Origin of the sequence: Pilosibacter fragilis, from assembly GCF_032490495.1 — a bacterium.
In the GTDB taxonomy this organism is placed as follows: domain Bacteria; phylum Bacillota; class Clostridia; order Lachnospirales; family Lachnospiraceae; genus Pilosibacter; species Pilosibacter fragilis.
On the sequence record NZ_JAVYJB010000001.1, the window covers coordinates 246,222 to 272,778 of the forward strand.

Sequence of the window (26,557 nt, forward strand, 5' to 3'; positions counted from 1 at the left end):
CCTTATGCATATTTTGTCTCAGAAGCAATGCGCTTCCGAAATTCCACGAGTTTCCGATCCTGTTTTGCCAGTTCATCTGCCCAGTGCTTTAAATCTTTGTCGATTTCCGCAACTGCGCATGGATTCTTATAAATCAGCTGGTGTTCCAGAGCTGACCAACTATCCATTGCCATGGTACGGATCTGAACTTCGCACTTTTCACGCCGTACTTTACCGTGATGAAATACATCAACGCCGAAAATCAGGTGAAGGCCACGGTAGCCGGAGCGCTTTGGGTTGCGGATGTAATCCTTTTCATACAACAGCGTCATGCCGGCGCTCTGTTTTAACAATCCGGCTGTCTGGTAAATGTCGTCCAGGTACATGACCACGATTCTGACACCAAACAGATCTGCCAGTTCCTGACGGGCAGCTGCGATTGTCGGGTTTAAGCCTTTTTTTACTAGCTTTTTATAAATGCTGTCCGGGCTTTTCATCCTTGCGGATATGGAATGGATCACAGTACGCTTATGGCACAGTTCCAAGTCCCTCCCCGCTGCCTCTGCGCGCTCCTGGACAACGCCGGCTACATTTTTAAACAGGGTCTCGTAGTTTTCGTTCTCCATCTCCTTGCGGATCCGGTTTACTTCTTTGTTTACTTTCATGTCTTTTCTCCTCTGTTTTCTATATTGTTTCGGAGAAATTATGGAAGTGGATGGTGGAGAACTGGTTCGCGGTATAGCATAGCTAATGAGCAAAAGAAAACTGCCTGCTATTACTGCAGACGGTTTTCTTGAAAGAATGATTTGTGGTTTAAGAGCGGTATAGTAAAGAAAAAGACCACTGCGTATAACCGCAATGGCCTTTAGAAGAAGACTTCTATTATTTTTTGTAATACATTTGCTGAAGAGTTTTTCCATATCTGAGTAGTCGCACAGAAAGGATTTTTGACTCGCAAGTACCATTTCACTTTCTGATATCCTATCGAAATGGATCACGTACCCATTTTTCAGAGCCAGGGATCTGATAAATTCCCTCTGGCTGCGTCCGTTACCTTCCCTAAATGGATGCAATGCATTTATTTCTGAAAAATAGTATGCCAATTTTCGAATAAACACATCCTCTTCCAATCCTGCTAAATACTTTTCCTTTTTAAGCTTTGAAAAGATTTCTTCAGCCTGTTCTGGTATAAACCTTACATTACAAAACATATTACCTTTTGCAATGTCTACGGTTCTTACTTTTCCGGCCCAGTCATAGATATCCTGAAAAATATACGCATGGATTTCTTTCAGGTGTCGGAAATCAAACTGTCCACGTATCGGATTATCCATTAATTCTAATAATCTGAGCATCGTCAGTCTTCGTTCAAACGCGTATAGTTTGTCCTGTTCCCTTATATTCAGTTTGTTGATTAACACGTCTGAATTCGGATAACAGTATCTTGTATCCGACATACTACACCTCGCTTAATATTTTTGTTCTTGCTTCATCATAGCTCATGTCGCCGCGCTCAATGCTTCTCAACATACCAAGATCATCATCATTCAGCTGAAGTCCCTCCATTCTCATTGTCGCCACCACTTCTTTAATTTTCTCTTCATCTGTATAAGATGGTTTGGTCAGTTTAACAGAGAACGGGATACCTTCCTGAATGATCAACTGATTCAGCGCCATATTGATATACGTAGACATATTAAGGCCAAGCTTATCCAGAATATTGATTGCTTCATTTTTTACACCCTCAGGTGTTCTTGCCTGAACGATCCCCATTGTTTCCATAATCACAGCTCCTTTCTTATATGTCTATTATATGACACTGTATATACAGTGTCAATAACATCTTGGCATGATTATTTTGTTCTCAAATACTGCGCGTATTCCTCTAAGGTCTTCGCCGTTCTTTCCAGACTGTCGATTTCAGAGATTACATCGCCTTCCACATCCGTACATACGGTAAAGACTTTCCCGATTGTCTGATCCGGTACATAAGCCGGAATCCTCTTTTTCGGTTTCCAGAAGGCGACCATACAGCCGCCTTTTTCCGGATAAGGATATACATATCCATCGCCGACAAACGTATCACGATACTTCTGCGCATCCGCAATACGAATAGGAAAGCATGTACCAATACCGGCATTTAACCCTTCTGTTAATTCTCGGTTCTTTCGATACAACTCTATCGCAACCGGATTTCCAAAGCCGGCGATCCAATTGTACGTCAGATCACGTTCCGTGTCATTCAGAAAATTATGTCTGAGAAGCAATTCCGGATTCATGTATGTTCCATAACTGAACTCCCACGCAAACGGATCATTAAGCACTGGATTTACGATTTTAATTGGAAAATCTTGATCGCCATTTTCCCTAAGTTCCAACCAGCATGTCCTGCAACTTCCCTTGCAGGCCTGCAAAGCCAATAAAGCTTCCTGGTAATTTGTTGTTGCTGTTGTCCAATTTGTTCTGATCATAAGCGCTTCCTCCTCATTAGTCTTTTGTGTTTCGGCTGCAGCCGCAGCTGTAGTTTCTTTGTTTATAAAATTTTCCCACATACGGAAAGTCATAATATTCTTCCGTTTCTGGACAGGCATCATAGGTTACTACGATTTTTGCACATCCCGGATAGGATAATGTCAAATCCTGGATCAGTCCCGCCAAACGTTTGTGATCATCCGTTTCGTACCATTCCCGGTACAGCTGTTTTCCCTGTAAAACGTAAGGTGGATCGATAAACAGGAAATGATCCGCATTCCAATAAAATTCTTCGATCACCTGGAGCGCATCCATATGCATCACCGTGATACGATCCTTGTATGCTGCGATCCTGCGGATTCGGTCTGCCACCTTTTTGTAATTCCATCGGCGCTCATAGTCTCCTGCGATCCCGGCTTTTGTGATTCCGGAAAATGCCAGCTGGTTTGCTATCAGAAATGCCGCCGCTAATTCAACCGTGGGGCGACCGTCCGGCCGGTCGAGTATCCTTTTTGCTTGCAAAAACTCTTCCCGCGTGCCCTGTATGTTGTGAACCGCATTCAGGAGTTCTTCTGTATATTTCAAAACAGATATCCAAAATGCGTATACACCCGGATCCAGATCGTTTAAAACGATCCGATCGGCGCGTCCTGCAAATAGCATAGCCAGGGATGCGGCGGCACCGCCGGCAAATGGCTCGACCATGGTGCCGATATGCTCCGGAAAATGCGGTTCCAACTGCTTGAGCATTTTCCCCTTTCCTCCGGGATAACGCAAGGGGGACAACCTCCCCTGTAAATCACTTTTTACCTGCTCATCCATCTGGCGTTCCCGACAGTCACAGGCCTTTGTTTCTAAGCAAACAGATAGGTCAATGATTCTGGTTATGCCTGCATATGGCGTGAATCTCTCGCATTCCGGGCACCAGAAGCCAGTGCCATGAACATCTTCTTCGATATCATCTTGCGAGGCGAATATCGCCCCGCACACCCTGCACCGAAATGTCTTCAATTCCTCCGCTCCTTATTCTCATTCGCATAATTTGCAAAATTCTGCCGTTCTCGCCAAATGGATACCTGCAATCAAACACTGCATTCTGGAACTGCAGGAATCACCATCTGCGACCATCGCATACAGGCGATTGACATTCGTTCGAATTGGATGAATCTCTTCCTTGCCCTGCATTTCGTAAAAATTTCCACTCACAAGCAGCCCAACAATGGCAACCTTTTCGTCCGTCATGCCGGCGCTGCTGTATCCGCCAGGGATCGTAAAGAGTACCTTCTCGGTATTAAGCCCGGTTTCCTCTTTTAATTCCCGTTTGGCGGCTTCTACCGGAGTTTCGCCAGGATCAATGAGCCCGGCTGGAAATTCGAGGCAATAGCCGTTGATCGCATAGCGGAATTCACGCGTAACCAGGAGATCACCGTTATCAAAGATAGGCACGATGCATACGGCATCTGTTTTGGTACCCAGCCCATGCTCCTGCACCTCTGGCCATCCATGACGGCTTACGATCTCATACGGGATCTCAGCCCCACAATCGTCATATTTTGCCTTATAGGAATGCAGATATTGCCCATTTCCATTTGTCGGTTCCAGTGTTTTTAATTTTTTCATATTTTTTCTCCTTTTCAGTTTTCACAAAAGACCTGTCTGGCTTAACAGTATGCTGAATAATTAAACCTTCCAAGATGGGCGTCCCAGTCGAAATCTTTCGGCAGATACCGTTCCATTTTGTGCCGAAACTCGTTTACGAAATCCTCGTACGAATCGTACGGTCTCTTCACGAAACTCATTGGTCCGTCCAGAGGAATCTCACAGAAGATCATGTAGCTGGTTTCTGCACGCAGATCAATCCAGTCAACAAACTCCGGATTCTCTGTCTCCGCCCCATTCTTCATGTTATGGGGTACATTAAACTTATCATTGACGCGATACGGCATAAAGCGCATACCATCATAAATATCGTCATCCGAAATTCTGACAATGCCGAAGCGTTCCTCTGATTTGGGATCCATGGTTACCTCTGTTCCGGATAAATCGGAAGGGATATATCCACAGTCCGAATAAGCCTCGGTAGTCAGATCAAATGCTTCATCCGGTTCATAAGCGGCACCCGGATCAAATTCCTCGCCGGAATACTCCAGCGCCTTTCCCATTTCTTTCGGATTGCATGCCAGATACTGTTTGAAGAAGTTGATAAATTCCTCTTCGTTTAATTTCAGCCCACTTCCGTAATATGCTGCGTTCCATTCACTCATAGTTTTCTCCTTTGCTTTCTTTCCCGTGTAAATTGGGAGTCATTATTTTTTAGTGCTGTTCAGTTTTTTTGTTCCGTACCGTTACCCTTTGTGCCTGCGACCTGGACGTGGTTCCATTCTGCTTTCCCGCAGATTTTCTTGTCTTCGCATTCCTGGCATTCCAGGTACAATACCGGATACCCTCGGATTGGACACATTTTTGCCATCTTTTCTTCCTCCTTTGCTCAAATGGCTTATACATGGTTTCAGTGAAATTATGGAATGGGATATCTCTCGGCACATCCGTTATCCAAAATCCATGTGAGATTTTCCATAATTCCACTGCAAGAAAAATGTTAAGGAGGCATAATGATGAGAATCGTGAATGTTGAAACATCATGCAGAAAGCTTGTCAAAACAGTTGGCAACTTCCATATCCTGGAATACACCCATGACGCCAGCGTATCCCCGACCAGTGCTGTGAACGAATATTTTATGGGCAAAATGAACGTACGGCGCAGGCAGGCGCTGATCGAAATTGACAAGGATCACTCAGCAGTCATCCAGGCCGGAGCCATGCAGTGGATGGGCGGCCACGTTGAGGCTACAACCGGTGTAAAGGGGATCGGTGATCTGTTTGGCAAAGCTCTCAAGGGCGCTGTCACAAAGGAATCCGCCGTAAAGCCGGAATACATCGGCGACGGATACCTGGTACTGGAGCCGACATACAAACATATTATTCTTCAGGATATTTCATCCTGGGGACCGGTCGGTATGACGATTGAGGACGGGATGTTTCTTGCCTGTGATTCCAGAGTAAAACGCGACATTGTTACCAGAAAAAATCTTTCCTCTGCTGTATTGGGCGGTGAAGGACTGTTTAACATGAGCCTTCGGGGGAACGGCGTAGTTGCTCTGGAAAGCAATGTTCCAGAAGAAGAATTAATTGAGATCGAACTGGAAAATGATGAGCTTAAGATTGATGGAAACATGGCCATGTGCTGGTCTTCCAATCTTGACTTTACCGTGGAACGGACAACAAAAACCCTGGTCGGTTCTGCAGTCAGCGGCGAAGGCCTTGTTAACGTATATCGCGGTACTGGACGTGTTTTAATGAGTCCGATAGCATCGACCTTATCTATGCAGACAGCAGCAAGCTCTATCTCCGGCACAATAAAATAAGAAATCATAGCAATACCGGGGCGTATAAGCCCCGGTGTTCTTTTGCGCTCTTTTATCTTTTTAGCATTATGCCAGTGAGAGCGTGTGCCGGACAGCGTATTGTTTTTCGGACTGTGTTAATGTCCTCTTGCCATCATGACATAGTGTATTTTGTAATTCCACAATTTTCATATCGCATATTCTGTCATGATAACGTTCCAGCAATAGCAGTTCCAATACGGATGTTTTAGATTCCTCCATTACCGTGATGTTCATTTTTGCATATTTATATGCAACTGCAAGGTCTTGCATGGTTATCGGCTCTTTGCGCAGCCTGTTTTTGTAAACTAAATAATTAATTCTCTCTTTCACATCCTGATCAATGTCCGTCAATATGCTTTCCTGCATGTGATCACCTCCTATTCATTTGTTCTGTATGAGAATTATGGTCCATGATGCATTTGATCTCTGGTTTGTGAAGTTATCTCTTATGACTGAAGTCACGAGTATATGGCGATTGATGTTATCAACGGCTTGTTTATATGGACGTATGTGTAAAAAAAAGGAACCTTCCGAAGAAGATTCCTGGAGAAACTATTTTTCGCCTATTTTGTTTGCTGCATCTGTCAATGCAGATTTTGTTAGATTGCGAACAGCTGAATTGATGTTAGTTTTCTGCTCCTGATAGATGCCCGAAACTTTCTCGTACGTTCCCGGGTGGCTTCCGCAATAGCAAGCTCCAATTACGAGGATGGTCAAAGCGGTCATCATCAACCGACGCATGCGTTTTCTGCCAATAATCATCTTGGCAATTCGATAAATTTTCCAGTAAGACATTTTAATTTCCTCCTGTATTGGTATTATGGTTTGCAGCTACCGCATGGTGTATAACCTTCTGCGATCAGTTCTGCGCGATCCGTCTCGCGTTCTTTCTTATTCTGTTTTGATATTTTCCCCACGCTGTCGCAATCAGGAAAATGGAATTTTCTGGTTTTGGCGTTGATCACATACAGCGTTGTTGCGTATTGCGCATGCTCTTCGGTGTCATCGACGATATCTGCCATGCTATTTGCAACCCAGCTGTCTCCGGTTGCATAATCAATTTCGATTCCAGGCTGAATATTATACACAAACACATGGAAGGATGTGCCTTCCCCATTGTCCTCTACAGAATACGCTTCCATTTCCACACCTCTGCAGACCAGGTCATCCCCGACAAAGATCGGTGTGACTCGATACAGTACATGGTTATCCGTTTCCTTCACGTAGTCGGCTATCATATTTTCGAATGGCAGCATACCATCCACGTTCATGTACCGTGTGCCCGTCACAAGATTTTTCTCATTTGCGTTCTCTCCGGCGAGCTGAAATCCAATCAGATGGCAACGATTATAGAGATATTTGTCGCTAATGATGTCATCATACCGGACGGTATGCCAGCCTGTCGGTTTGATCATGCCGATTTCGCCGCGCTTTTCCGTTGGCATCAACTCTTTGCAGATGTTGGCATATGCAGCGCCACAGCGCCCCAGTGTGTCTAAATCAGAATAATGGTGAAGTCGTCTCTCATGACTGAAGTCACGAGCTTCCGGTATCCGGTTGGATCCCGTTCCTGAAAGCTCTGCCATGAAAGTGTCCCGATAGCCGGATTTCCCGTCCGGTTGGAGCCTTTAGGACTCCCGGGCTGCCCTTCCTCCATACAGGCTGAACTCAGCTGTCTTCCGGCACTATGCCGCAAGTGCCGCATTCAGCTTAATAAGCGAGGATAAGGTACATTTGCTTCTATGGGCCAGTTCCGGTACTTTTGCCGTAACCACCTGCCCCGCCGTTGCCGGAAGGGTCTTTAAGAGTTCCCGGATATAATACCGGGAGCCGATATTATAGCTCGCGTTCAGGTCGCAGTTGTACTGCTTCCCGGTCGGAAACCGGCAGAGACTGTAGCTTGGAAGCTTTGCCTCTTTCCCGCGCTGTACGCGGCCGGTACCATCGAACGCAAGTCTGGATGTATTCCAGGCACAGACTCGGGCGGTCCGGATCATGTTCCGGTGTGCTTTGTCCGTTACCATGGTCTGTACATACTTTGCCCGCCAGAGGTGAAGACGTTGCTTTTTGCTGCCGCGTTTCCTTCCGCCAAGGTCCAGGTATTCCATGACAATGCAGTCCACGTCATACTTTATGGCCGTATCCACGATGAACCGGGCGGTCTTGACCGCAATGTCATCGTTGATGCCTTTTGCCTGTTTCCAGAGTCCCGGTGTTTTACGGGCACAGAGTTTTTGTGCGTGTTTGATGTGGCTTACCGCATGCTCCAGAGAGTCGTATTCTCCCGGAAGGGAAAGAAATTCCCTTCCGAGGACCGCGCCCTCCGGAGTCATGATGCTGCATGTACACGCACTGTTGAGTCCCAAGTCCACTGCCAGGATACGGGTGTTTCGGATATCGGTATCTGGAAGTTTTACGGCTGTCTGGAACACGAAGTCCAGAAACCACTTCTTCCCGCGTTTCTGCAGGGTCGGCACGCATTCCTTGTAATTCGCACAGTGATGCTCAATATAGTCCACATCACTTTTCCGAAGATCCACCAGAACCCAGTCCCAGGTGTTTCGGATAAAGACTTTTACCGCCGCCTGATACATACCGGTACGGATAAACATACCGGAACGGTACATGGCCGGATATACGTATCCCACCTGTGGCAGTGACGGTTTCTCTCCGCGTTTTGCCGGATCCGCTGCTTTCCAGTTTGCCAAGTTGCTGCGGTAAGAGGATACCTTACCCAGCGCTTCCGCAATGGCGGCACGTCGTAAGTAACTAGGGAACTTGTAGAACTCAGCTGAGAAATCATAAGATACCACTGGATTCTGTTTCGTCTGAATAGTCAGGGATTCCACCAGGTTGACCCGTTCCTTTTGGAACTGCCCGGCGGAGATAACATCCCATTCCGTAAGACAGACATCCACGAAAAACGAGACTGCCTGACGGTACAGACGAACGGTCTCATTGAAAATGTGGTTAAATCCCTTTGTTCTGACGCTGTAGGTCATACTGAGTTTCATGCGGTAGCCTCTTTTCTGTGGTAATTATGGCAGGAAAATGCCGACTTTTGGCATTTGCGGCGTCTTACTCACGACTGAAGTCACGAGAATGCGACGCCGGAATTTTTCAAACACATCTTCTGTTTTTTCCCTATCCGTAAAATACGGGATATTTCCATTGAGCTCTGTGTATGGTTCGCCTGAATAAACCGGTACCGTTTCCTGCCCGTTCCACGTCGTGAAGGTGGATATCCGTTCCTGTGACTGCGAAGATTCTGCTGTCGCAAGCGATTCCGCTACGCGCTCGATTGCTTCATGAAACTGGCTGGTTTTATCCGTTGGCATTCCAGGACCGGTTATGGAATGGTTACTGCATCCACTTAACAAATATGTTGCGGTTAATAAGCATATAAGAAATTTTCTCATCTTTATCTCCTTTGCGCTTCGATTGCGATCTTAGTAATGCCATTTTTGAGTATCTGCTTGTCCATACAAACTACCACCGAGGATTCCACAGAACGCTGCAGTACTGTTTGGATTTTCTACGGCACCTGACAAATCATAAATCAACCATCTTCCGTTTTCGTCCTGAATAGCGTTCCACATGTGGGCATCATTTTCTATAATGGCCACCTTAATATAATCTGCATTTTGAACATTCCATCCCACAACTCCATCGTGAAATGGAATTGTTTCTATCATGGCACGAAACATACATGAGAAGGCGGTGCATACACCGCTTCCCTCCGTGAGCATATACCAGGCATCCGCTGCATTTTTCTTTGCACTCATCTGTTCCTTTGTGGTAGGATATGCGATTGCGTGATTATAAGTATAATGTTCGCAGATATATTGAATGACAGCAGATATTGCCTCTTCTTTTGAAAGTCCATCCCGTACAATTTCAGGCATATGGAACGCCATCCAGTCCTGAACGTATTTTGTGCGTTCCTGTAACATCTGTGCATCGCTTTTTGATAAGGATACGGAATTGCGATGCAGATACAACTCTTGAATTTCATATCCTGTACATGAACGAGTTGCATTCATGATCGCATCAACAAGTTCCGGTTCCCAATACTCCATATCATTTACATGAACGTAAATTGTATCTTTCATGGATATCATGCGTGGATCATTTGCGAAAACATTTATATTGTCGGCTTGAGAGACCAATTGCATACTTAATATACATACCGTTATGGTAATCATAAATATTAGATTTTTGATTTTTTGCATCATTTGGTGCGAAGGTATTCGTAATTTCAGTTGCAAAAAAATTTCAATACCCACGCTTCCTCCTTCCCTGACTATAATCTTCAGCGTTTTCTGAATCTTACAGAACTTATCCGTTGCCTGTTATGTCATGGACGCCATAATTCACCTCCTTTAGCGAATCAGTTTTGTTCCGCAGTATTCGCAGTGAGCCGGAAATCCAAAGTAATCCGCGTCATCATTCGTGGCAATTTCTTTTCTGCAGTGCGGACAACGAATCACATCATCTGCATCATCGCCGTCTCTGATTACGGACATTCCGTCTGTAAAACGGGACTTTGCGGATACTGGTTTCAGGTAAAAATGTTTTCCGCTATCCGTAAAAATTAACGAACAATCCTGCATGGCTCCATCAATCAGTACCTGCACCGTGGTATTTCTGGTTTTGTGAAGCGGCTGTTTTCCAATTTTCTGGAATCAGCGATACCAGCTGATTGATTTTGATTTTTTCTGAATTTGTTTTTCCATTGTTTCTCTTTCCTCCTGTATCTTAATAATTGTTTCGGAAGAATTATGGAAGAAGATCTGTTGGATTGGTTATGTTGTCGTACAAAAAAAGACCCGCCATGTACGAGCGGGCCTTTCGGATGAATGATTATTCGGGCAATTTGCCGGTGGATACAATTTTTTCGAGTCTTGCAAGCGCTTCTTCTTTTGATCCACGCATATGATCAATGATCATATAACGATCAAAGTTTTCTGCAAGTTCACAACAAAGGTTCCATGAAAATGTGCCGTCCTTGTATGCGCGCCGCTTCAACAGATAGAAATGAAAAAGTCCAGCTCCGATATATGTCGGTTCATACATCGTGCCATGGTCATTTTCTTTGATGGAAACTAAAACGTGACTATCTGTCTCGGTCAGGCAATGATACGATTTCATTAAGCCTTTGAATTGCTCTGCCAGACTATCATAATCGCTACCGTAAATAATAGCCGTGCATTCATTTGGATCCTCTTCCTTTTCAGGATTATCAATTATTACTCCCTTTTCTTCCAAAAAATCTTCGACGATATCAACCATTTGACCGATGAATTCCGGTGTATCGTTTGGCTGTACCGGTACAGTCCGGAATTTAATTCCACGCGTCTCCAATTCATCCAGCAGTGCTTTGGTGCTCATGTTTTGAATTGCATTTTTATCTTTCATAGTTTTCTCCTTCTTTCCTTCTTTCTTTGAAGTCTATCGTTTCCAGCATTTGTATCCGGCTGCAAGCAGTTTCAGTCCTGCCAGAACTGCTGCTGCCGGAATATAATATTCGAATCCAAACATTGTCTCCTCCTTAATTTGTTTCCGACCAGATTTCCTTGATTAGCCGGTCGAACAATTTATTTAGTGTTTCTCGTTCCTGACCTCTCGGATACGCGTAGATTATTGTCCCATCATCCATAGTATATATAAAAGAATCAGCATTTGAGGTCAGGTAATCATTGTGACAACTACATTTTGTCAGCTTATCTTTGATGTAACAATCGAAGGCTCTTGCGAACATCTCACACTGATCTGACCAATATCCATGGCCGCTTTTTCGATACAGCTTGTCAAATTTACAAGAACCCAAATAAAAATCCGTCAGAGTCCCATCTTCATGCCGGATCATATTTTTCAGCAGTTCTTTTAAAACAGGCGGATATGCATTGGAATTGTACACATCATACGATTCTGTAGCCCACACAGCGGAATCGCCGGCGGATACTGCCATAAAATGATCCATTGCGTGTCCCCATTCGTGGGCAAGACAGCCGGCGCCATGGATTTTAGTCAAGTTGATCACCTCAAGCAACGGTTCAAAATGCGCAGATGCCGCTGACTGACCGCCGCGACCCCTGGAGCCGAAGGCAATACTTAACTTCCCACCAAATGTTATATCGGAAGGTTTGATACCAAGCGCTGTTGCCAAATCATAAAATGCCTCATAAGCTAGGTTCAGATGCCGCTGCCGTTCTTCATTTGACAGCCAGTTCCCGAATTCACCGCCGCGAACCTGGAATGTATCCATAAACCGCTCCGGTGAAACATTTTCTTCAGACTGTAGAATCGGTTTGCCGCTTCTGGTAAACTTGTCCAATTTTGTTAATTGGAAGCTCTTTTTCTGTTTCTTTGCGGGTGCTCTCCGTTTTTCATCAGCTGCTTCATCTATATTTTGTGGTTTCGATGCAAGTTCCTCGATTTTTTGCATGGCCGACTCTTTACTTGAAAGATTGTATGCCTCGATCTGTCTGGTAGCGGTATTTACCACGAACCAGGAATCCTGCTTCCATGTCCAGGAATATTCTTCTACTTCTTTTGGATAAAAGTAAACGCTGGAATGTCCGTATTTTATGGTCAGACGCATGGTACCTTTGCGATCAAATTTTTCAAAGAATACCTGCTTTTTATCATAACAGCATGCAGATAATTGGTTTTTACGGATGGCGTATTCCTTATCCTGCTTCGGTACCCCAAAAGTGATATATTCACTTTTGCGTTTATAGCACAGTTCTCCAGCAAAGGTGATTGCCTTTAAAAACTTATTGGTGATGATTCCTTTTGCCCGATCCTGTACATGGACATAACGGCCGGTTTCCGGCGTCACAAATTTACCCAAAATATGATTTTTATAGAATTCTTCTGCCTCCTTTGGCGTCTTGACTCCCATGACCGCATCCCGAATCTGTCCTACAATTTCGACGTAACGATCTTCCTTTTGCTCTCCCGTCATGGAACTGGTATTCGGCGGCAGCGATTTACGTATTTCATTCTGCCAATAGCAGACTGCCTTATCTGACTTTTCTTTTGAAATCTTTGTGACCCAATCCGGTTTCGGCCAGACATTCTCTTTGGTCACGTACTTTTTTGCCTCTGAGTCAGTCAGTTCAAAAAGATCGTCTAAAGATAATCCTCTGGATTTCCATACATCTTTTCTTGCTCCGCCGATTTTCTGACCAAAATCTACTAATTTTGTTTCTTTTGCCATTTTGTTTCCTCCATTCAGAATATTCTATCGCGCTAATCCGCAATACAGATTGATCTCGGTTTTATATGCGGCTCTGCTGATACGCTCCAATTTGCAGGCATACCCACTGTACTTAAATACAAAATAGTCTGCCTGATACCCGGATCTATCTGCTTCTTTCCATGAATAGGATTTCACCGGGGCTAAATCCACAATGGATGCACCTTCCGGAATCACGATTCCCCCACCGTCTGCCCATGCTGCCATACGGTGTACAATCAGGAAATTTCGCGCACTCTTTGCAAGGCTGTCCAAGTCATCTGTCAGCCAGTTTTCCGCATAATCCGTTGGTTTTACGGTACAGATATTGTAGTGTTTTGATTTCGTCAGGTTGATCACTGTTTCTGCCTTTGTTTGCTCAACAAACGTGTTTTCTAAAAATGGAGATACGACGATATTCGTCTTCAATTCCTGCACACTGCCGAATGTTACAGCCACACTGCATACAGCGACCATTGAGACAAGCATAAAACTAGCCACTGTTTTCACAAGCCCTTTCCATATTTTTTCGATCAATACTTCTTTTGCTGTTTTTTCTTCCATGTTTTTCATCCTTTCTCTTATGTCTTTCATCAGTTTCAAGGAAATTATGGCTTTGGAAGGGATGAAATAGACGGCGCCTTGCGTCCAGTTAATTCCGGCGTCTGCATAGCGTTGACTGTGTTAATATTCTTTTTTTTCCGGCCCAGTTGACTTCGCGTATTCGGCCTTATACAATGAATAGCATTATGAAAGGATGCGATTGGAATATCATCGCGAGATTATATTATGAACAAGATAGAAACCTGGGCGGCGGCCAATCGGACCGCCATTGAACAATATGTGAAGGACAGAAATTATCTGGAGTCAATCCAATTTTTTGCATGCGGGACCAAGCTATCCAACGTGAAGCTGGCAGCACTTTTTCGATGTGACCGCCGTTCTCTGCGGCGTTATTTATCCGGTGAACGGCAAGTGCCAATGGAAATTGTTGGGATCATGTTGCGGAATATGGGGATTCCCTATGTTGAATTGACCCTGAAGGATAAGATGGAAGCGCCGGATTGTAATCCGGAAGGTTCTCTGATCTGGTACGGTGGGAATGAATTATTGGCTAATACTTTATATTTTTACAGGACTTTAGAATGGAAAATAAGCCGCTTCGAAATGGCCTGTAAACTGAATATTCGTGAAGATGTTTTATGGGAATATGAACATGGGAAACGGAGGATTCCGTCTGCGATTGTGGAACAGATTGTGCAAAAATTCCACATTACTGTCATGGAACTTTTCCCTACGATCGTTTCTTACGATGGAGGTAAAACGTATTTACAATTAGATACTCGCTATGATTTAACGCTTGGCGGAAAGCACTATAATATTTTTGAGGACGTCATGTATGTTGACCCTAATGGGGAAGAGGCCAGCTTCTATATGCCTGAATGGCCGGCATGGCGTTATGATGCTTATACAAAACCATTGCTGAAATATATGCCCAATGAATTGACGATGGATGAATATTATAATACCGATGATTTGTATTTTGTGAAAGGCGATGACTGGGGCGAAATTTATGAACCTGGAGAATTTCGTGGTCAAAAACTACCGCCATCCTACGAACATATTCGAAAATATCTTACGCCTGGTGCAAGGCGCCGCAAGAACGGGGCGTTTAATTACCAGATTTTGTCATGCATATTATCAGAGCATTATACCGTTTCTATCACACTGTATAGAAAGCCTGCCAGGTTTGATCTATCAGATTATGTGTTTTCTGATAGCGTTTGGTATCAAATGCTGCAGGATCCCGAATATTTCAAAAAGGGAAAATTATGCAGTCACAATCATACTAATTTGGTGGCTGATTGTTACCTTTCATGGCCAGACGGGCAATATGTCAATATTTTTCAGCTTAAACAGATCCTGCGGTTTCTTCTCGCCAATGTTGTTATCAGCATCCAGCTCCGTAAATGTCTCCTGCGGTACCTCCACCCGTAAAAATACCAAGGCATCGTTGTTGCCGGTATTCTCGATCTGGGGATCCTTCACGATCTCCTGGTTCGGGATGATGTTCTTAACAGCATCGCTGTCGTTACCCGGATATCCCGGCTCCTCCAGGTCGATCTTCACCTTACCGACCGTAAAGGTGTTGGTGGCCGTCTCGGCATCCGTCAGATAGGCCACGGTGCCGCCTGCCGCCACGGAGACAACCAGGCCGCAGGCCATCAGCGTCCGAAGCAGCTGCTTCTTCGATTTCTTCATAAAAAGAAAACCTCCTTCCATAAATTTTCTGTCGGGACAATTATGGAAGCTATTAGATTGCTTTTCGCGCCAGCATACACTGTGACTGTGTATTTCATCGTATTTTTCACAAAAACACGCACTGTGACTGTGTGGCTCCTGCTTACTGACTGCGGATATTAAAAAACTCCCCGAAAAGATCGGGGAGTTGCATATATGGAATTAGACTATTTGTGTAGGTACAACTTCGATGATAATCACACCAGCGGGCGGATTTCCTGGCACTGTGCTTTCTTCCACAGTTGTTGTGATGTAAGCGACTTTTGCACGTTTTAGCCATTTTGGCATTTTCTTATCGCCATCGGACGCAAATACCATGGAAGGATTTCCGCAATTCCATGCGCCAAGAGTGGCATCATAAATGCGGAAGTTGCAGTTTACATCAAAATTTTTATTCTTAATCAATTTTTTCAGCTTCATGATCTGCTCCTCACCACTCAGTGATTTCTCTTAGTGCTTCCATACTGTTTTCCTGAAGGTTGTCCTCAGAAATCTCACGGCTGGCATCATTCAGATAATCGGACATCTTATCTACCAAAGTAGCGCATACTGCGGTCGTATTCCACTGTCCGGATTCGGTATCCACGGCTGAATACAAAACGACTTTCGGCCCATCCATGGCTGCCATATCGTAATAGAACGTATCCGGCCTTTCCTCCAGGCCTTCCGCAAACAGCACGTCTTTTCTGGCTTCATCAGACCACATACTCAGCACCGGTACAAATAACAGGTAAGATGTCAGGTTATCCTCATCTTCTTCGTTATCCGTGATCCAACCGACCAGATAGCCTTCAACATTGTCTAAAGTGAATGTGTCTGCGGAAATGATAACGAAATCATTGTCCATTGATTTTAACAAATCAATGGACTGCTGAAACACCTTTCGATGTCCATTCAATAGATCCGTAATACGCGCAGCGTTCATGTTAATACCGCAAAGCTTCAGCCATTTTGTTGCCTCTGCGCATTCCCCGGCGCACCGGATGCTATCTGCGGAATCCGCTGGTAAGGCCTGTAACTCGCGCATACGTTCGATATAGTGGGTAAACATCTTTCTCAACGTACTTCCATTCAGACTTTTTCCCTGAAATGGATTGGCAAGCCTTCTGCCTGTCCCTTCCAGATTTGTCTCTGCCAGGCATTCGATCAGCTCCTGTACATTAGCTCCAACCGCGGCAGCAGTCAGCCCTTTATAATGCGCACCACTGCTCCCTTCTGTGGAAATATACACGTCCAGGGTGTTGTTTGGGAGAATTTGTGTGTCTACCGTGATGCTACTGAGTGTAATTTTTTCTTTTGCCATTTTTATTCCCTCTTTTCATTTTTTTTGCGGCTTTACCATCAGCGCAAGAATGCTCGTGACTTGAGTCATGCAGATGAATTGCGCAAGCGGCAAGGCAGCTTCATACCGCCTACTGTTTATGCTACATATACCAGGCCCTTGTTCTTTTGAACGACCTGTACAGCTTTTGCCGGGAAGTTTTTCTTGTCCTGTCTATAGGCGCGGTAATATGCGCCGCCGGTCAGCTGGCCGGTCATTACAAACCGTTTCCCTCGGTAGATAAATACAGCTCCCGGCATCATCCGGCCTTTCGTATTGTAATGTCTGGTACTTTTCTGTACGGTGACCTTTGACAACATCCGGCTGGCTGTTCCCTGTCCGTACTGTTTTGTCATGTCTGCAACCCAGTCTTCCAGGGAATCCGTCTTCTGGTCCATCCGCTTCTTGCGGTTCTTTGCGATGATCTTCCCGTCATACCGGTAAGTACGTTCCGTCTGATGGTTGATCAAAGCTCTACTGTGTCGTCTAAATTGTTTGATTTCGTACGGCTCTGTCTGCATGACTGGCTGTGCGTCCTCCAGGATACTGGCCGCAATACAGTAAGCGTCAACATCATGGTCCTTCTCCAGTTCATGCTTCTCGCGGAATTCCTTGGTGCTCCATCCGTTCGTCACATGGGCATGTCCCGGATACCGGATCCCAAGTGCCTCCGTGAGGGACGGGATGATCTGGTTCAATACGGACGTTCCACCGTATTTCTTGCTCAGTCCGTCTTTCTTTGACTGAAGCTTCTCAGCGGCAGCCTGGTCTTTATGTATCCGTTCATGACATTTTCCGCAAAGTCCGGCGATATTGCTTATCGTATTACTGCCACGCCTGCTTCTTGGGACGATATGATGGTAATGTTCAATCTCCCGTTCCCAGCATAACAAGCAGAGTCCGTCCTGCTGTAGGCTGACCGCGGCTTTTACGCCGCCGGTCCCGTACAACGGCCCGCGGCAGAAGTCGATGTCCCGCTTTTTCATGTCCGGGTCATCCAGCTGCATGAACGCGAACCGGTTGACCTCCAGGACCACTTCCGTCACCGGGAGGATCCCGGACAGTTTCCGGAAGGCCTCCAGATGGGTCCGTAACAACTGTGTGGCCGTAGGTGTCAGCCACCCTTCCGGACGCAGCCGGTTGTTAAACCTGGCTTCCGTATTGATGATGTCTTTTACTGCCAGCGGCTCCTTGCATCCCGGCAGGATCCTGCCGTTTAAATGTTTGGCCGTCGTATGCAGCTTTTTCGCCAGACGTTTCCTTGCGAGGCGTTCTCCCCTTCTGGATGCCTGTCGGAATGACCGGCGGTCATTCATCAGGGATACGATCTCTTTATTGCGTGTCTCGATATGGGCACGGTACAGTTCCGTTCCATCGGAACGGACAGCGGCCATGCCGATGTTGGTTCTTCCTGGATCCTGTCCGGCAATGACAGGTTGGAGGATCCTGGTTTTAGTTGGTTTTAATAACTGGATCGTGAACGGCAGAGTATCCACCGCTTTTGCCTGTCCGGATTTCAACATCCGGCGGACCTTTCCGTGACGGCAGGTCGGCATGAGCGGCTTCCCGTTCATATCCAGTACGTAAACATATCTCATAGTTCTCCTTTTTTGCTGTAAGCCAGGCACCGCCAGTTCCGGCCCGGTAGATATCCGGTCCTGACGGCTTCTGTTAAGTTTCCATAGCATGGGCATACCTAACCGGAGCGTGGGGCTTGGAGTCACCCGCACGGCGAACGGTATGTCACTGCTCTGCTCGATCACTCAAGCCTCTGTCGCAAGCTTACCGGGGCAAGCCTGTGACTTTAGTCATGGGTGATTGACGGTTGCATTACAATACTGATACGCTCTTCGTGATCACTTCCAAAAGATATGGAAGCCTCATCACTTCCGACATGAAGCGCATCAATCTCCGTATCCGGCGTGCAATTAGCTGCAGCGCCATACATAGTTGCCGCCATTTCAACAGTTTCTACGATATCCAGTTCCACAAGCCTTGCAAGTGTATGCTCTTTCATAGCGATCTGTGCCTGTTCCTTAGTCAGGTTTGTTGCAATCAGAGCCTGCTGCATATACTCATCATTCCAGGAAATCAGGGCGTAGCAGGCATCATTCGAATACATAACCATACGTTTCATAGCCTCATAATATCCTTTTATTCCCATGGCCTGCAAAGCCGCAGGAGCATTAGCAAAAACATTATCATTTCGGTTAATCCATTTTTCGATATTGGATACCGTATAATAAGGATCGCCAAGCTTAGTAATCAGTTCTTTTTCCTTATCCGTAATCTTTACCATATTTTCTCCTTTTGCACATTGACCTAATCTTGTGTCATTTTTTCGAATCTCATCTTCTGCCTGATATCAGGGTATTTCTGATGATCCACCTCTGACATAAACATGGGAAGCGGTCTGGCCCACACAAGACTTGGGTCATCGAAATTCTTGTAGATGACAAGTGGTTCTTCAGTTTCGCTGTGCACGGCAATCGCTGTTACTATATAAACATCGCCTTTGAAGTGACGGTAACGACATCCAATCATCTCCTCACGTGTTTTTTGCAATTCTTTCTGTACTTCGATTCTGCTCATTATTTTTCTTCCTTTCTTATTATTTCGGCAATTTTCCCACATATGATGTCACAACCGTCCCGCAATAAGGTGGTTATTCCCATGTGATGTCGTAATATTCACCAAGGTCAGTTTCTTTGAAAGCATCCTTTTTGAAAACGATCTTTCGGGTTGGGTCTGCAACGTCATAGAGTACCAGCTCGATGTTCTTCACAGCCTGCCCTTCAACGTAAGCTTCTTCGTCTCCCTGCAGAAATAAATCAGTGACAATAGCACCCTCAAGGTCTTCCATTGTTGCTCCGTCCGGAAAATCTTCGTCTTCCAATTCGCCTTCCGTACATTCGATGACGACCGTATGATCGATGATATCAATCGCACGAGTGTCAAAATCAAAGGTATATTCCTTTCCGTCTTTTGTAAGGATGATCTTCCCGACATAAATAGACTCTTTTGCCGGCGTTTGCGTAAGGGTGATTGAAATCACTGCCCTCAATACAACGTCAGTTAGTAACATAATGTTTTCTCCCTTCTCGCTGTTCATAATTTGAGAACATTCCCCGCGGCTTTTAAAACCGCATCGTCTACCGGATATTCCGTTCCATCATCATCCAAAAAGCAGAGTTTCGTGACCGTTAAGGTATCATCTGAGTCTGCGTTTGCCGGTGCCGGCCAATAATCGATGTAAAATTCGCGGATCTCCGTCGCTTTCGCCATCACCTCCGGTGTCAGATCACCCCGGCAGATTCCAAGTGCTATCCAATCTTCCTCGTAACAATCATCGAGTTCGTTTTCTGCGCTGACAGAAAAGATTGTTTTCTCTCCATGGATGACAGTCATAGTTCCATCCTCATTGACGGATGCTGAATAACTGCACCAGTCGAACGGAACGTAAACGGTCTTTCCATGAATTGGCACATCCATTGCAAATCCACCTGGTGTAAAACTACTGTCCTTCATATCGGAAAATTCCTTCAGGCTCTTATTGCAAAGCCGACCTGATAATGTATACTGCATCCTGATTCCCATATTGTATCTCCTCCTTACCATATTCTTTCGATGTTGTCGTAGATGACGGAATCCTTATCCGTCAGCGGCATGTTTCTGTGATGGTGACCAAAAAACCATTTTTTATATACGGCTTCCTGTTTCACTTTATCCAGGTATTGATTTAACGGATCAATCGTCAGTGCACCTCCGCCGAGAATCGCAACGTCTGATGCCGGTCCGTCATGGAAAAAAATAAAATCCACCTGTTTTCCATGTTTTCTCAGGTTCTGCAGGCCGCGCTGCATTTCGTCCTCCGTAGGCATTTCCGCACGCCACCAGTTGACTCCTTCAATGCGAGTAGACGCTCCATAACGATCTAACAGCTGTAATTTTGTCTGGAGTAACGGATCGTCCGGCTGCAAAATCGCAAAAGTGTAATCTTTTTCCAGTGCGCTTTTGTCCGCAATGCCGTTGACGTCATGTGACCTCGCTCCACCGAAGATATACGCAGCCTTTCCGTTTAAATCAAAGATTTCCCCGCGCATCAGGTGAATAACGTTTTCCCGCACCTTGTGAACGCGGCCTCCGTTCCATTCTTCTTCCGGAAGGGTGTTAAGGCGCGTGAAATCTTCATGGTTTCCATCCACGACCAGTGTGGTATACGATTTTTCTGCTAACCAGTCAAGCCACCATTTTTCCCGTTTGCTTTCTTCCTTATCCCAAAGCAGTCCGAAATCCCCGCAGATGACCATATAGTCATTGCGGGTCATTTCTTTCTGTTCTGGGAAATTTTCCATGCTGAACCGTCCAGGATCGGCATGCATGTCTCCTGTTACAAAGATCATGTACGCTCCTTTCCAATAAAACCATCCCGTATTACCGAAGCAATTCCGGATAGAAATCATAGAGATAATCTCCAAAATCTCCATCTTCCTCTAAGCCTGTTCGTGCTATCCATTCCCGTTTCCATTCCTGGCCTTTTGCCGTTTTCAGAAATGCCTCATACTTCGGTTTCAAGTTTTCACGTTCCATGTTCACATTCATCTTTTTTTTCTCCTTTCTGAATACCATCAGTTTCTACGGATCTTCCTGCCGCATTTTGGGCAGAAACAGATTGTTGGATCGAATCCATCTAATCCAAAATCATACCCGCAACAAGTTGTGATACCATCCTCCATAGAGGTCTCTGCGTCTTCGTCCACCGGATGAACACCGCAATCCCAGGTTTCGCCGATTGCAGTCTGTTCATGGGATTTAATCCGCATGACGTACCAGGTAGTTTCCTTCGGATTATGTGGTTCAGCCGCATCACGTAAGTAAGAATCCAGGATGGTAGCGCAATGCCCGGCATCACTTGACTCTCCATCACGAATGTGTTTACGAACCAGGTGAGCACCTTTTAGTCCCATAATATAAGGGACTCCGATTTTTTTCCTGTACCACAAATGTTGGTTTATCATTCCATCCTCGTTCTTTTACGTCCCGAGTCCATATAGCAACCAGATCTCCGACCTTCAGATTATTCCCATTGCTATCATAAAGATCGGTTGGATCTCCGCAGGTTCCCATGTACGCATTTCCGCTTCGTAAGATTTTTTTCATGATTTTTCTCCTTTTTTTGCGAATCCGCAGGCAAAATGCCCGCGGTCATTATACTTAATAATCCATCTGTGTCTGAAAATCTGTTCCTAACATATCCCCGGCGGTTTTTACCGCAAGTTTGGATAAATCCAGGAATCGAATCTCTTTGTTGGTGATGATCGTTGCAATTCCGGCCACATAATTCAGTTTTTCATGTCCGGCTTCCTGCAGGATCATTGCTTCCCCGTTAGGGAGAATCTGCTGGAGTTCCTTGTAAAACGTATCCATGCCGTTGGAATCTTCCGCAAGGTCTTCTTTATCGCGGCAGATGCGGATTTCATAGCCAGAATCTTTTTCTGTGGCTTCCACGATGTATAATTCTTCTCTCTCTGCTTCATCCGGGTCCGCAATCTGCGTCCATACGCCGCTGCCCCATTCCGTTTCCTCGTAAAATTTCACGGGTCGATCATGTGTCGGTTCGTTCATCCATTCCGCAACTGTCTGGGCGCTGCAGTATGACATGGAACCGGTTCCTCCGAATCCATGCATGCCGTTTGAATTTTCGTCATCGAAAATTTCAAGGTCTTCCCCTGCTAATTTGTTGATTAACTTCTGATATTTTTCTTCATCCGTAACCCGGAAATAATTGGTTCGATAAGTACAGATGTAATCTGCCATAGTGTGCTCTCCTTTCTCATCGCTGATTTTTGCTTCTTACGCGGTTTTTGAAATGCCTCCGTTGCAAGGTCTGTATGCGCCGGAACCAAACTCTGAAAACATAGGCTCCGTGAGGTTGAATGCATAGATACTTGCAATTTCATCCTTACTGTCTTCAAGCGTATCTTCAAAACAGTCAGGATCGGATGAAATATACAGGCAATCCAAAATATCTCCATAAGATGCATGATAAAAATATGCATGATACACGAGGATTCCGTACTCTTCTTCCAGCTTTTTGATCCGCTCCTCCCATTCCGGATGATTGGACATCCAGTACAGAATGCCGTCAAACACTTTCGTGGTTCGCTCTGAATAATAAAGCTTTCCTGTATCCGCGAATTCTTTCTGCACATTTTCCAGAAGTCCGAAATTTTTCAGACACTGGCAGGCAATTTCTTTCTGCTGCTGCTTGGTTCTTTCAACGTCATTTCCGTTTGTTTTGTTTAATTCTCCCATCGTTTCTCTCCTTTTTGTGTATTGAAATTATTCCTGACGATTGCCGTCCCGATCCTCAAAATAATAAGAATCGATCCAGCCATTATCAAATGGCTCTTTGACGCTGATTTCCGGGTCGTCGTCCACCTTCCATCCATTAGACACCATATCGATCGCTTTCAGATATGCATCCCTCTGTGTGGCTGCTTCCGATTCCGGGATCCAGACTTTGGAATAAGTGGTTTGCCTGATGCATACCAGACGGCCAGACTCTTTGTGTGCAATTTCCTCCGCTTTTTTAACCGCTCTCGAAAGAACAGTGGCATTGGAATTGATTGAAATGCCAAAATCTGAAATGACGTAACGTCCCGTATAACCCATCTCATCCAGGATCTTAGGAAGAGCTGCCTTGCCTTCTGCTGACATATCGGTTAATTGATAATCTAACATTCTCATAAGAGGGCACCTTTTTTCTCTGCGCTGGCATCCAAAACCTCGACGAAGTCTTTTCCAAGACTGAGTCCAAGTATGGTATCCGCGTTATAATGATCCGTGACGCCCCATCCGTTGTAATAGTCTCCGTCTTCATCAACACCAACGCCAAAGTTTAAGTCCGAAAGAATCACTTCTTCACTAGGAAGATTTGTCTCTTCTGCAGTGTCCTTTCCGGCATCCAGAATCTCTTTGCGTTTTGCTACACATTCAGCAATAAAGGCAGCGACAATCTCTTTGCCTGTTTCCGTAAGTACATACGCTCCATTCTGTGCTTCCATAATCTTTTCCTTTCTCTTATGCCTTATCAACTGTTTCAGGGAAATTATGGTATTGGATAGTTGTAAAAAAAGACCCACTGCACTTAACAATGGGTCTGATTGAAAATAAAAATGTTAAAAATTATAACGAAAAAAGTCCGTCCAGTTTTCAGGATGAGCCTTTGCAGTTTGGTTAGATAAAGTCATAGCGGAAGCGCTGCATCCGGCAGCCTTCCCGTACGCTGATATACGACGCACGCCAGCCAAGATCTTCCATCTGTTTGAATTTGTCCTTATTCCCTTTTACCGGCAGGGTGATTTCCGTATAAATAACGTGACGCTTTCCGGTTACCGGGTCAGCATCCGGATCTTGCCCAAATACGCCAAGTTTAGTTTCCGGGAAAACCTGGTGCAGTTCCCGCTCTGCCTGGATCAGCTCCGCTGCATTGGTATACTGTTCGTACTGGTCACTTGGCTGATACGGTTTTGCCGGAAGCATAGCCTTTTCCTGTTCGGCCATTTTCTTCTTCTTAAGCGCTTCTTTCCTTTCTGTCTCCAGACGCTCAATTTCCGCCCCATATCCATGTGCAGTCAGCCAGTCGTAATACGTTTTCTTCCATCCGGATTTTGAAAACCCGATACATAAACTGTACCCATTAAAGTGCCCGGTAAGAGGACACTCCAGCTCGCCAACCATGTCAACTGCATTCAAAAGCGTATTCCCGTTATAGTTTCTTGCTCCAAACCCCTGGAAGATCTTAGGCAACGGCTCCTCAAGGAATGCTTCCATGGTACGCCAGTCACGTGGATCTAACTGGTAGAAAACGGAACACTTGGCGCCATTGCAGTCATCCAGGATATCATATGAATGCCGGCCGTAATGGTACTTAAGATTCTGGTTATAAATGCGTTCCTGTCTGCGGTACCCCCAGTCTTCCTGCTTAATTGCGTCGAAACAGATCGTATCCTCGCCCCAGTCGGTCTCCGGATGTGAGCTCTGATATGTTTTTTTGCAGATCAGATCAATGAACCGGTCTTTCCTGCTTTTCGCTTTTTTATTCCAATACTCCCAGGCATGGCTGGTGCCAAATTCCTGCAGCTCTTTTTGCATCTGCTGCTTGATATATTCAGCCAACTGTTTGCGGATTTCATAGTATACCTGCTTATCCATCCGGTATTGAGTTCCAATGAATTCCTCCACGTAAGCATCTTCCTGCATATGACTGCATGAAGCCAGTGCGGTTGAAAGATCCGGTTTAAATCCGGTGCCATACAGCGCCACCCATGGCACTGTATGCGTGTTACATTCAAATTCCCGGTTATAGCCTTCGTCCGTCATAATCTTGTCTGTCTCCAGGGTGCAGGTGTACTGACGGTTTCTGATGACAATTTCATTTTTCTCAACCACGGCCAGTTCCGTTTCCGTCATGCCTTTATGCTCCAGATAAAAGTTCTGTTCCATGAGCGTATTTAAAAATAGCGGTTCTGCTTCAAAACGCAGTCCTTCGTACTTATTTTTCAGGATGATCATCGCCACAAGGAGCGGCTGGTATACTTCGACGCCAAGTCTAATGAAATCCAGTTTTTCTTGGTCGATGATATAGGTACCTGCATATCCTTTGTAATCGTAATCTTCATAATGGAAAATATAATCATAAGGAAACAGTTTATCCATGTGTCGGTCTGTCCAGCGTCCGTTCCGTAAATTGCCGTGCTGTCCGATATACACCTCATCCACACGATCATGAAACGCTATCAGGTTTCCGTTATTCTTTAACAGGAATGCGAAATATCCCCCTGCGCTCTGATGGTTGGATATATAACACAGATAGATCGCATCCGGTTCATTGGAAACATGGAGGATGCAGTCTGACATACGCTCAAAGACCAGAATCCTGGTATGGAACTTCTTCACTTCGCTAACCGGCATCCCGCTGTTCTGATAGCAGTCAATCCTCATCTTTTTGATATCCTGGATGACCTGCATCGTGGATTTTAAAAAGTGTTTACGCTCCTCTTCCATGTCCCTGTCGCCGATCATGGCGATTCCCATGGAGTTTTTCAGCGTTTCATTCATGCTGTTTAAATAATGATCCTCCTGTTCCAGAACTTCCGGATCGTTTAACTGCTGCCACATGGTAGCATATCCCTGCATCTCCTGTGTAACCTCCGGGTTCGTCAGCCATCCATACAGGGGAATGTTCGTATTCTGCGCAACTTCCATGACTGCATCTCTCGCCCGCATCGCGGATAAAGCTCCGGACGGGTCATATCCGGAAAGCAGCGTCTCGATATCCTTGCCGGCGCCATGAAACACATAATTGGCGGATAACATATTGAAACGCGTCTGGTTCGGATCGTATTGTATAAACTTTGCGAATTCATCCAGTACTTCTTTAATCGTCATATTTTTTCTCCTTCCATCTCTTCCTGACAGTATCCCGGAATGCTGCATCCGCCTGCACCGTTACCCCACGGGCAATCCATGCATCTGTCATTTTCGCGTTCCTCCTGCATTTTCTGTTTGTATTTCAGTTCGCGCTGATACGCCCATTCTTTCTGACGCTCAGCCTCATCAGCAAACCTGCTGATATCATTCTGAAGCATCTGTGAAAAGAACGGGTGTCTCTTTGCCAGGGTTTTCAGATGATCTGCAACACCCTCCGGCTCACCGCAATGTTCACAGAGATTTTCCAGATATCTTTCTCTGTTAACTATATATCTCATCAGTTCTTTCATTTCTTTCATA

At 45.3% G+C, this 26,557-nt stretch carries 34 protein-coding genes and 1 pseudogene; 1 reads left to right on the forward strand and 34 read right to left on the reverse strand.

The window, feature by feature from the left end:
- Positions 1-2: 2 nt before the first annotated feature.
- The 7 genes and pseudogenes from ABCW45_RS01105 to ABCW45_RS01135 form a co-directional block, all read right to left on the reverse strand.
- Positions 3-644, reverse strand: a complete 642-nt coding sequence (locus tag ABCW45_RS01105; protein ID WP_215630743.1) for a GTP pyrophosphokinase — start codon at positions 642-644, stop codon at positions 3-5.
- 369 nt (positions 645-1,013) lie between these two features.
- Positions 1,014-1,436, reverse strand: a pseudogene (locus tag ABCW45_RS01110) (Fic/DOC family protein); the annotation flags it as partial.
- Position 1,437: 1 nt separating this feature from the next.
- On the reverse strand, positions 1,438-1,761 hold the full coding sequence (locus ABCW45_RS01115) for a type II toxin-antitoxin system RelB/DinJ family antitoxin (protein ID WP_215630745.1): 324 nt from the start codon (positions 1,759-1,761) through the stop codon (positions 1,438-1,440).
- Positions 1,762-1,832: 71 nt separating this feature from the next.
- Positions 1,833-2,450, reverse strand: coding sequence for a hypothetical protein (locus ABCW45_RS01120; protein WP_215705273.1), 618 nt, complete (start codon positions 2,448-2,450; stop codon positions 1,833-1,835).
- Positions 2,451-2,466: 16 nt separating this feature from the next.
- Positions 2,467-3,273 (reverse strand): DNA adenine methylase, encoded by an 807-nt coding sequence (locus tag ABCW45_RS01125; RefSeq protein ID WP_343220042.1) that lies wholly within the window; start codon positions 3,271-3,273, stop codon positions 2,467-2,469.
- Positions 3,274-3,480: 207 nt separating this feature from the next.
- Positions 3,481-4,071, reverse strand: a complete 591-nt coding sequence (locus ABCW45_RS01130; RefSeq protein WP_343220043.1) for an NUDIX hydrolase — start codon at positions 4,069-4,071, stop codon at positions 3,481-3,483.
- A gap of 41 nt (positions 4,072-4,112) precedes the next feature.
- On the reverse strand, positions 4,113-4,715 hold the full coding sequence (locus tag ABCW45_RS01135) for a hypothetical protein (protein ID WP_215705270.1): 603 nt from the start codon (positions 4,713-4,715) through the stop codon (positions 4,113-4,115).
- 351 nt (positions 4,716-5,066) lie between these two features.
- Between ABCW45_RS01135 and ABCW45_RS01140 the strand changes: the two genes are divergently transcribed.
- A complete protein-coding gene (locus ABCW45_RS01140; RefSeq protein ID WP_425518581.1) occupies positions 5,067-5,876 on the forward strand; it encodes an AIM24 family protein in 810 nt (269 codons plus the stop codon).
- A gap of 66 nt (positions 5,877-5,942) precedes the next feature.
- On the opposite strand, the gene ABCW45_RS01145 is transcribed toward ABCW45_RS01140, so the two are convergent.
- The 27 genes from ABCW45_RS01145 to ABCW45_RS01275 all read right to left on the reverse strand — a co-directional run bounded on the left by ABCW45_RS01145 (position 5,943) and on the right by ABCW45_RS01275 (position 26,556).
- Complete coding sequence (locus tag ABCW45_RS01145; RefSeq protein ID WP_215630751.1) at positions 5,943-6,263, reverse strand: hypothetical protein; 321 nt, start codon at positions 6,261-6,263, stop codon at positions 5,943-5,945.
- Between the two features lie 186 nt (positions 6,264-6,449).
- On the reverse strand, positions 6,450-6,692 hold the full coding sequence (locus tag ABCW45_RS01150) for a hypothetical protein (protein WP_215630752.1): 243 nt from the start codon (positions 6,690-6,692) through the stop codon (positions 6,450-6,452).
- 23 nt (positions 6,693-6,715) lie between these two features.
- Positions 6,716-7,483: a DNA/RNA non-specific endonuclease gene (locus tag ABCW45_RS01155; RefSeq protein ID WP_343220045.1), complete on the reverse strand. Its 768-nt coding sequence runs from the start codon at positions 7,481-7,483 to the stop codon at positions 6,716-6,718.
- Between the two features lie 99 nt (positions 7,484-7,582).
- Positions 7,583-8,911: an IS200/IS605 family accessory protein TnpB-related protein gene (locus ABCW45_RS01160; RefSeq protein WP_343220046.1), complete on the reverse strand. Its 1,329-nt coding sequence runs from the start codon at positions 8,909-8,911 to the stop codon at positions 7,583-7,585.
- A gap of 24 nt (positions 8,912-8,935) precedes the next feature.
- Entirely contained in the window at positions 8,936-9,316 is a 381-nt protein-coding gene (locus ABCW45_RS01165; protein WP_343220047.1) for a hypothetical protein, read from the reverse strand.
- Positions 9,317-9,346: 30 nt separating this feature from the next.
- The gene (locus ABCW45_RS01170) at positions 9,347-10,183 is read right to left on the reverse strand and encodes a transglutaminase-like domain-containing protein (protein WP_343220048.1); all 837 of its coding nucleotides are present in this window, start codon (positions 10,181-10,183) and stop codon (positions 9,347-9,349) included.
- A 96-nt stretch (positions 10,184-10,279) separates the two neighbouring features.
- Positions 10,280-10,534: a hypothetical protein gene (locus ABCW45_RS01175; RefSeq protein WP_215630754.1), complete on the reverse strand. Its 255-nt coding sequence runs from the start codon at positions 10,532-10,534 to the stop codon at positions 10,280-10,282.
- A gap of 226 nt (positions 10,535-10,760) precedes the next feature.
- Positions 10,761-11,315, reverse strand: coding sequence for a hypothetical protein (locus ABCW45_RS01180; RefSeq protein ID WP_343220049.1), 555 nt, complete (start codon positions 11,313-11,315; stop codon positions 10,761-10,763).
- A 133-nt stretch (positions 11,316-11,448) separates the two neighbouring features.
- Positions 11,449-13,122 (reverse strand): LPD1 domain-containing protein, encoded by a 1,674-nt coding sequence (locus tag ABCW45_RS01185; RefSeq protein WP_343220050.1) that lies wholly within the window; start codon positions 13,120-13,122, stop codon positions 11,449-11,451.
- A 24-nt stretch (positions 13,123-13,146) separates the two neighbouring features.
- The gene (locus ABCW45_RS01190) at positions 13,147-13,704 is read right to left on the reverse strand and encodes a hypothetical protein (protein ID WP_215630757.1); all 558 of its coding nucleotides are present in this window, start codon (positions 13,702-13,704) and stop codon (positions 13,147-13,149) included.
- 1,311 nt (positions 13,705-15,015) lie between these two features.
- On the reverse strand, positions 15,016-15,402 hold the full coding sequence (locus tag ABCW45_RS01195) for a SipW-dependent-type signal peptide-containing protein (RefSeq protein ID WP_343220051.1): 387 nt from the start codon (positions 15,400-15,402) through the stop codon (positions 15,016-15,018).
- Positions 15,403-15,603: 201 nt separating this feature from the next.
- Complete coding sequence (locus ABCW45_RS01200; protein WP_343220052.1) at positions 15,604-15,861, reverse strand: hypothetical protein; 258 nt, start codon at positions 15,859-15,861, stop codon at positions 15,604-15,606.
- Between the two features lie 10 nt (positions 15,862-15,871).
- Positions 15,872-16,744, reverse strand: coding sequence for a hypothetical protein (locus ABCW45_RS01205; protein WP_343220053.1), 873 nt, complete (start codon positions 16,742-16,744; stop codon positions 15,872-15,874).
- A 116-nt stretch (positions 16,745-16,860) separates the two neighbouring features.
- The gene (locus tag ABCW45_RS01210) at positions 16,861-18,360 is read right to left on the reverse strand and encodes an RRXRR domain-containing protein (RefSeq protein ID WP_343220054.1); all 1,500 of its coding nucleotides are present in this window, start codon (positions 18,358-18,360) and stop codon (positions 16,861-16,863) included.
- Between the two features lie 206 nt (positions 18,361-18,566).
- On the reverse strand, positions 18,567-19,061 hold the full coding sequence (locus ABCW45_RS01215) for a hypothetical protein (protein WP_343220055.1): 495 nt from the start codon (positions 19,059-19,061) through the stop codon (positions 18,567-18,569).
- A gap of 23 nt (positions 19,062-19,084) precedes the next feature.
- Entirely contained in the window at positions 19,085-19,354 is a 270-nt protein-coding gene (locus tag ABCW45_RS01220; protein ID WP_215630619.1) for a DUF1653 domain-containing protein, read from the reverse strand.
- Between the two features lie 73 nt (positions 19,355-19,427).
- Entirely contained in the window at positions 19,428-19,847 is a 420-nt protein-coding gene (locus ABCW45_RS01225) for a hypothetical protein (RefSeq protein WP_343220056.1), read from the reverse strand.
- A 23-nt stretch (positions 19,848-19,870) separates the two neighbouring features.
- The gene (locus tag ABCW45_RS01230; protein ID WP_343220057.1) at positions 19,871-20,359 is read right to left on the reverse strand and encodes a hypothetical protein; all 489 of its coding nucleotides are present in this window, start codon (positions 20,357-20,359) and stop codon (positions 19,871-19,873) included.
- Between the two features lie 14 nt (positions 20,360-20,373).
- Entirely contained in the window at positions 20,374-21,165 is a 792-nt protein-coding gene (locus tag ABCW45_RS01235) for a metallophosphoesterase (RefSeq protein ID WP_343220058.1), read from the reverse strand.
- A gap of 31 nt (positions 21,166-21,196) precedes the next feature.
- Positions 21,197-21,364: a hypothetical protein gene (locus tag ABCW45_RS01240; protein ID WP_215630615.1), complete on the reverse strand. Its 168-nt coding sequence runs from the start codon at positions 21,362-21,364 to the stop codon at positions 21,197-21,199.
- Between the two features lie 26 nt (positions 21,365-21,390).
- The gene (locus ABCW45_RS01245; RefSeq protein WP_215630614.1) at positions 21,391-21,729 is read right to left on the reverse strand and encodes a hypothetical protein; all 339 of its coding nucleotides are present in this window, start codon (positions 21,727-21,729) and stop codon (positions 21,391-21,393) included.
- A gap of 247 nt (positions 21,730-21,976) precedes the next feature.
- Positions 21,977-22,579 (reverse strand): hypothetical protein, encoded by a 603-nt coding sequence (locus tag ABCW45_RS01250; RefSeq protein WP_343220059.1) that lies wholly within the window; start codon positions 22,577-22,579, stop codon positions 21,977-21,979.
- Between the two features lie 36 nt (positions 22,580-22,615).
- Positions 22,616-23,077 carry a hypothetical protein gene (locus ABCW45_RS01255; RefSeq protein WP_343220060.1) on the reverse strand — a complete coding sequence of 154 codons (462 nt, stop codon included), beginning with the start codon at positions 23,075-23,077 and terminating at the stop codon, positions 22,616-22,618.
- 27 nt (positions 23,078-23,104) lie between these two features.
- The gene (locus tag ABCW45_RS01260; protein ID WP_343220061.1) at positions 23,105-23,512 is read right to left on the reverse strand and encodes a hypothetical protein; all 408 of its coding nucleotides are present in this window, start codon (positions 23,510-23,512) and stop codon (positions 23,105-23,107) included.
- Positions 23,509-23,829 carry a hypothetical protein gene (locus ABCW45_RS01265; RefSeq protein WP_343220062.1) on the reverse strand — a complete coding sequence of 107 codons (321 nt, stop codon included), beginning with the start codon at positions 23,827-23,829 and terminating at the stop codon, positions 23,509-23,511. Before ABCW45_RS01265 ends, ABCW45_RS01260 begins: the two co-directional genes overlap by 4 nt.
- Positions 23,830-24,001: 172 nt before the next feature.
- Positions 24,002-26,215 (reverse strand): hypothetical protein, encoded by a 2,214-nt coding sequence (locus ABCW45_RS01270; RefSeq protein ID WP_343220063.1) that lies wholly within the window; start codon positions 26,213-26,215, stop codon positions 24,002-24,004.
- Complete coding sequence (locus ABCW45_RS01275; protein WP_343220064.1) at positions 26,212-26,556, reverse strand: hypothetical protein; 345 nt, start codon at positions 26,554-26,556, stop codon at positions 26,212-26,214. Before ABCW45_RS01275 ends, ABCW45_RS01270 begins: the two co-directional genes overlap by 4 nt.
- Position 26,557: the final 1 nt, after the last annotated feature.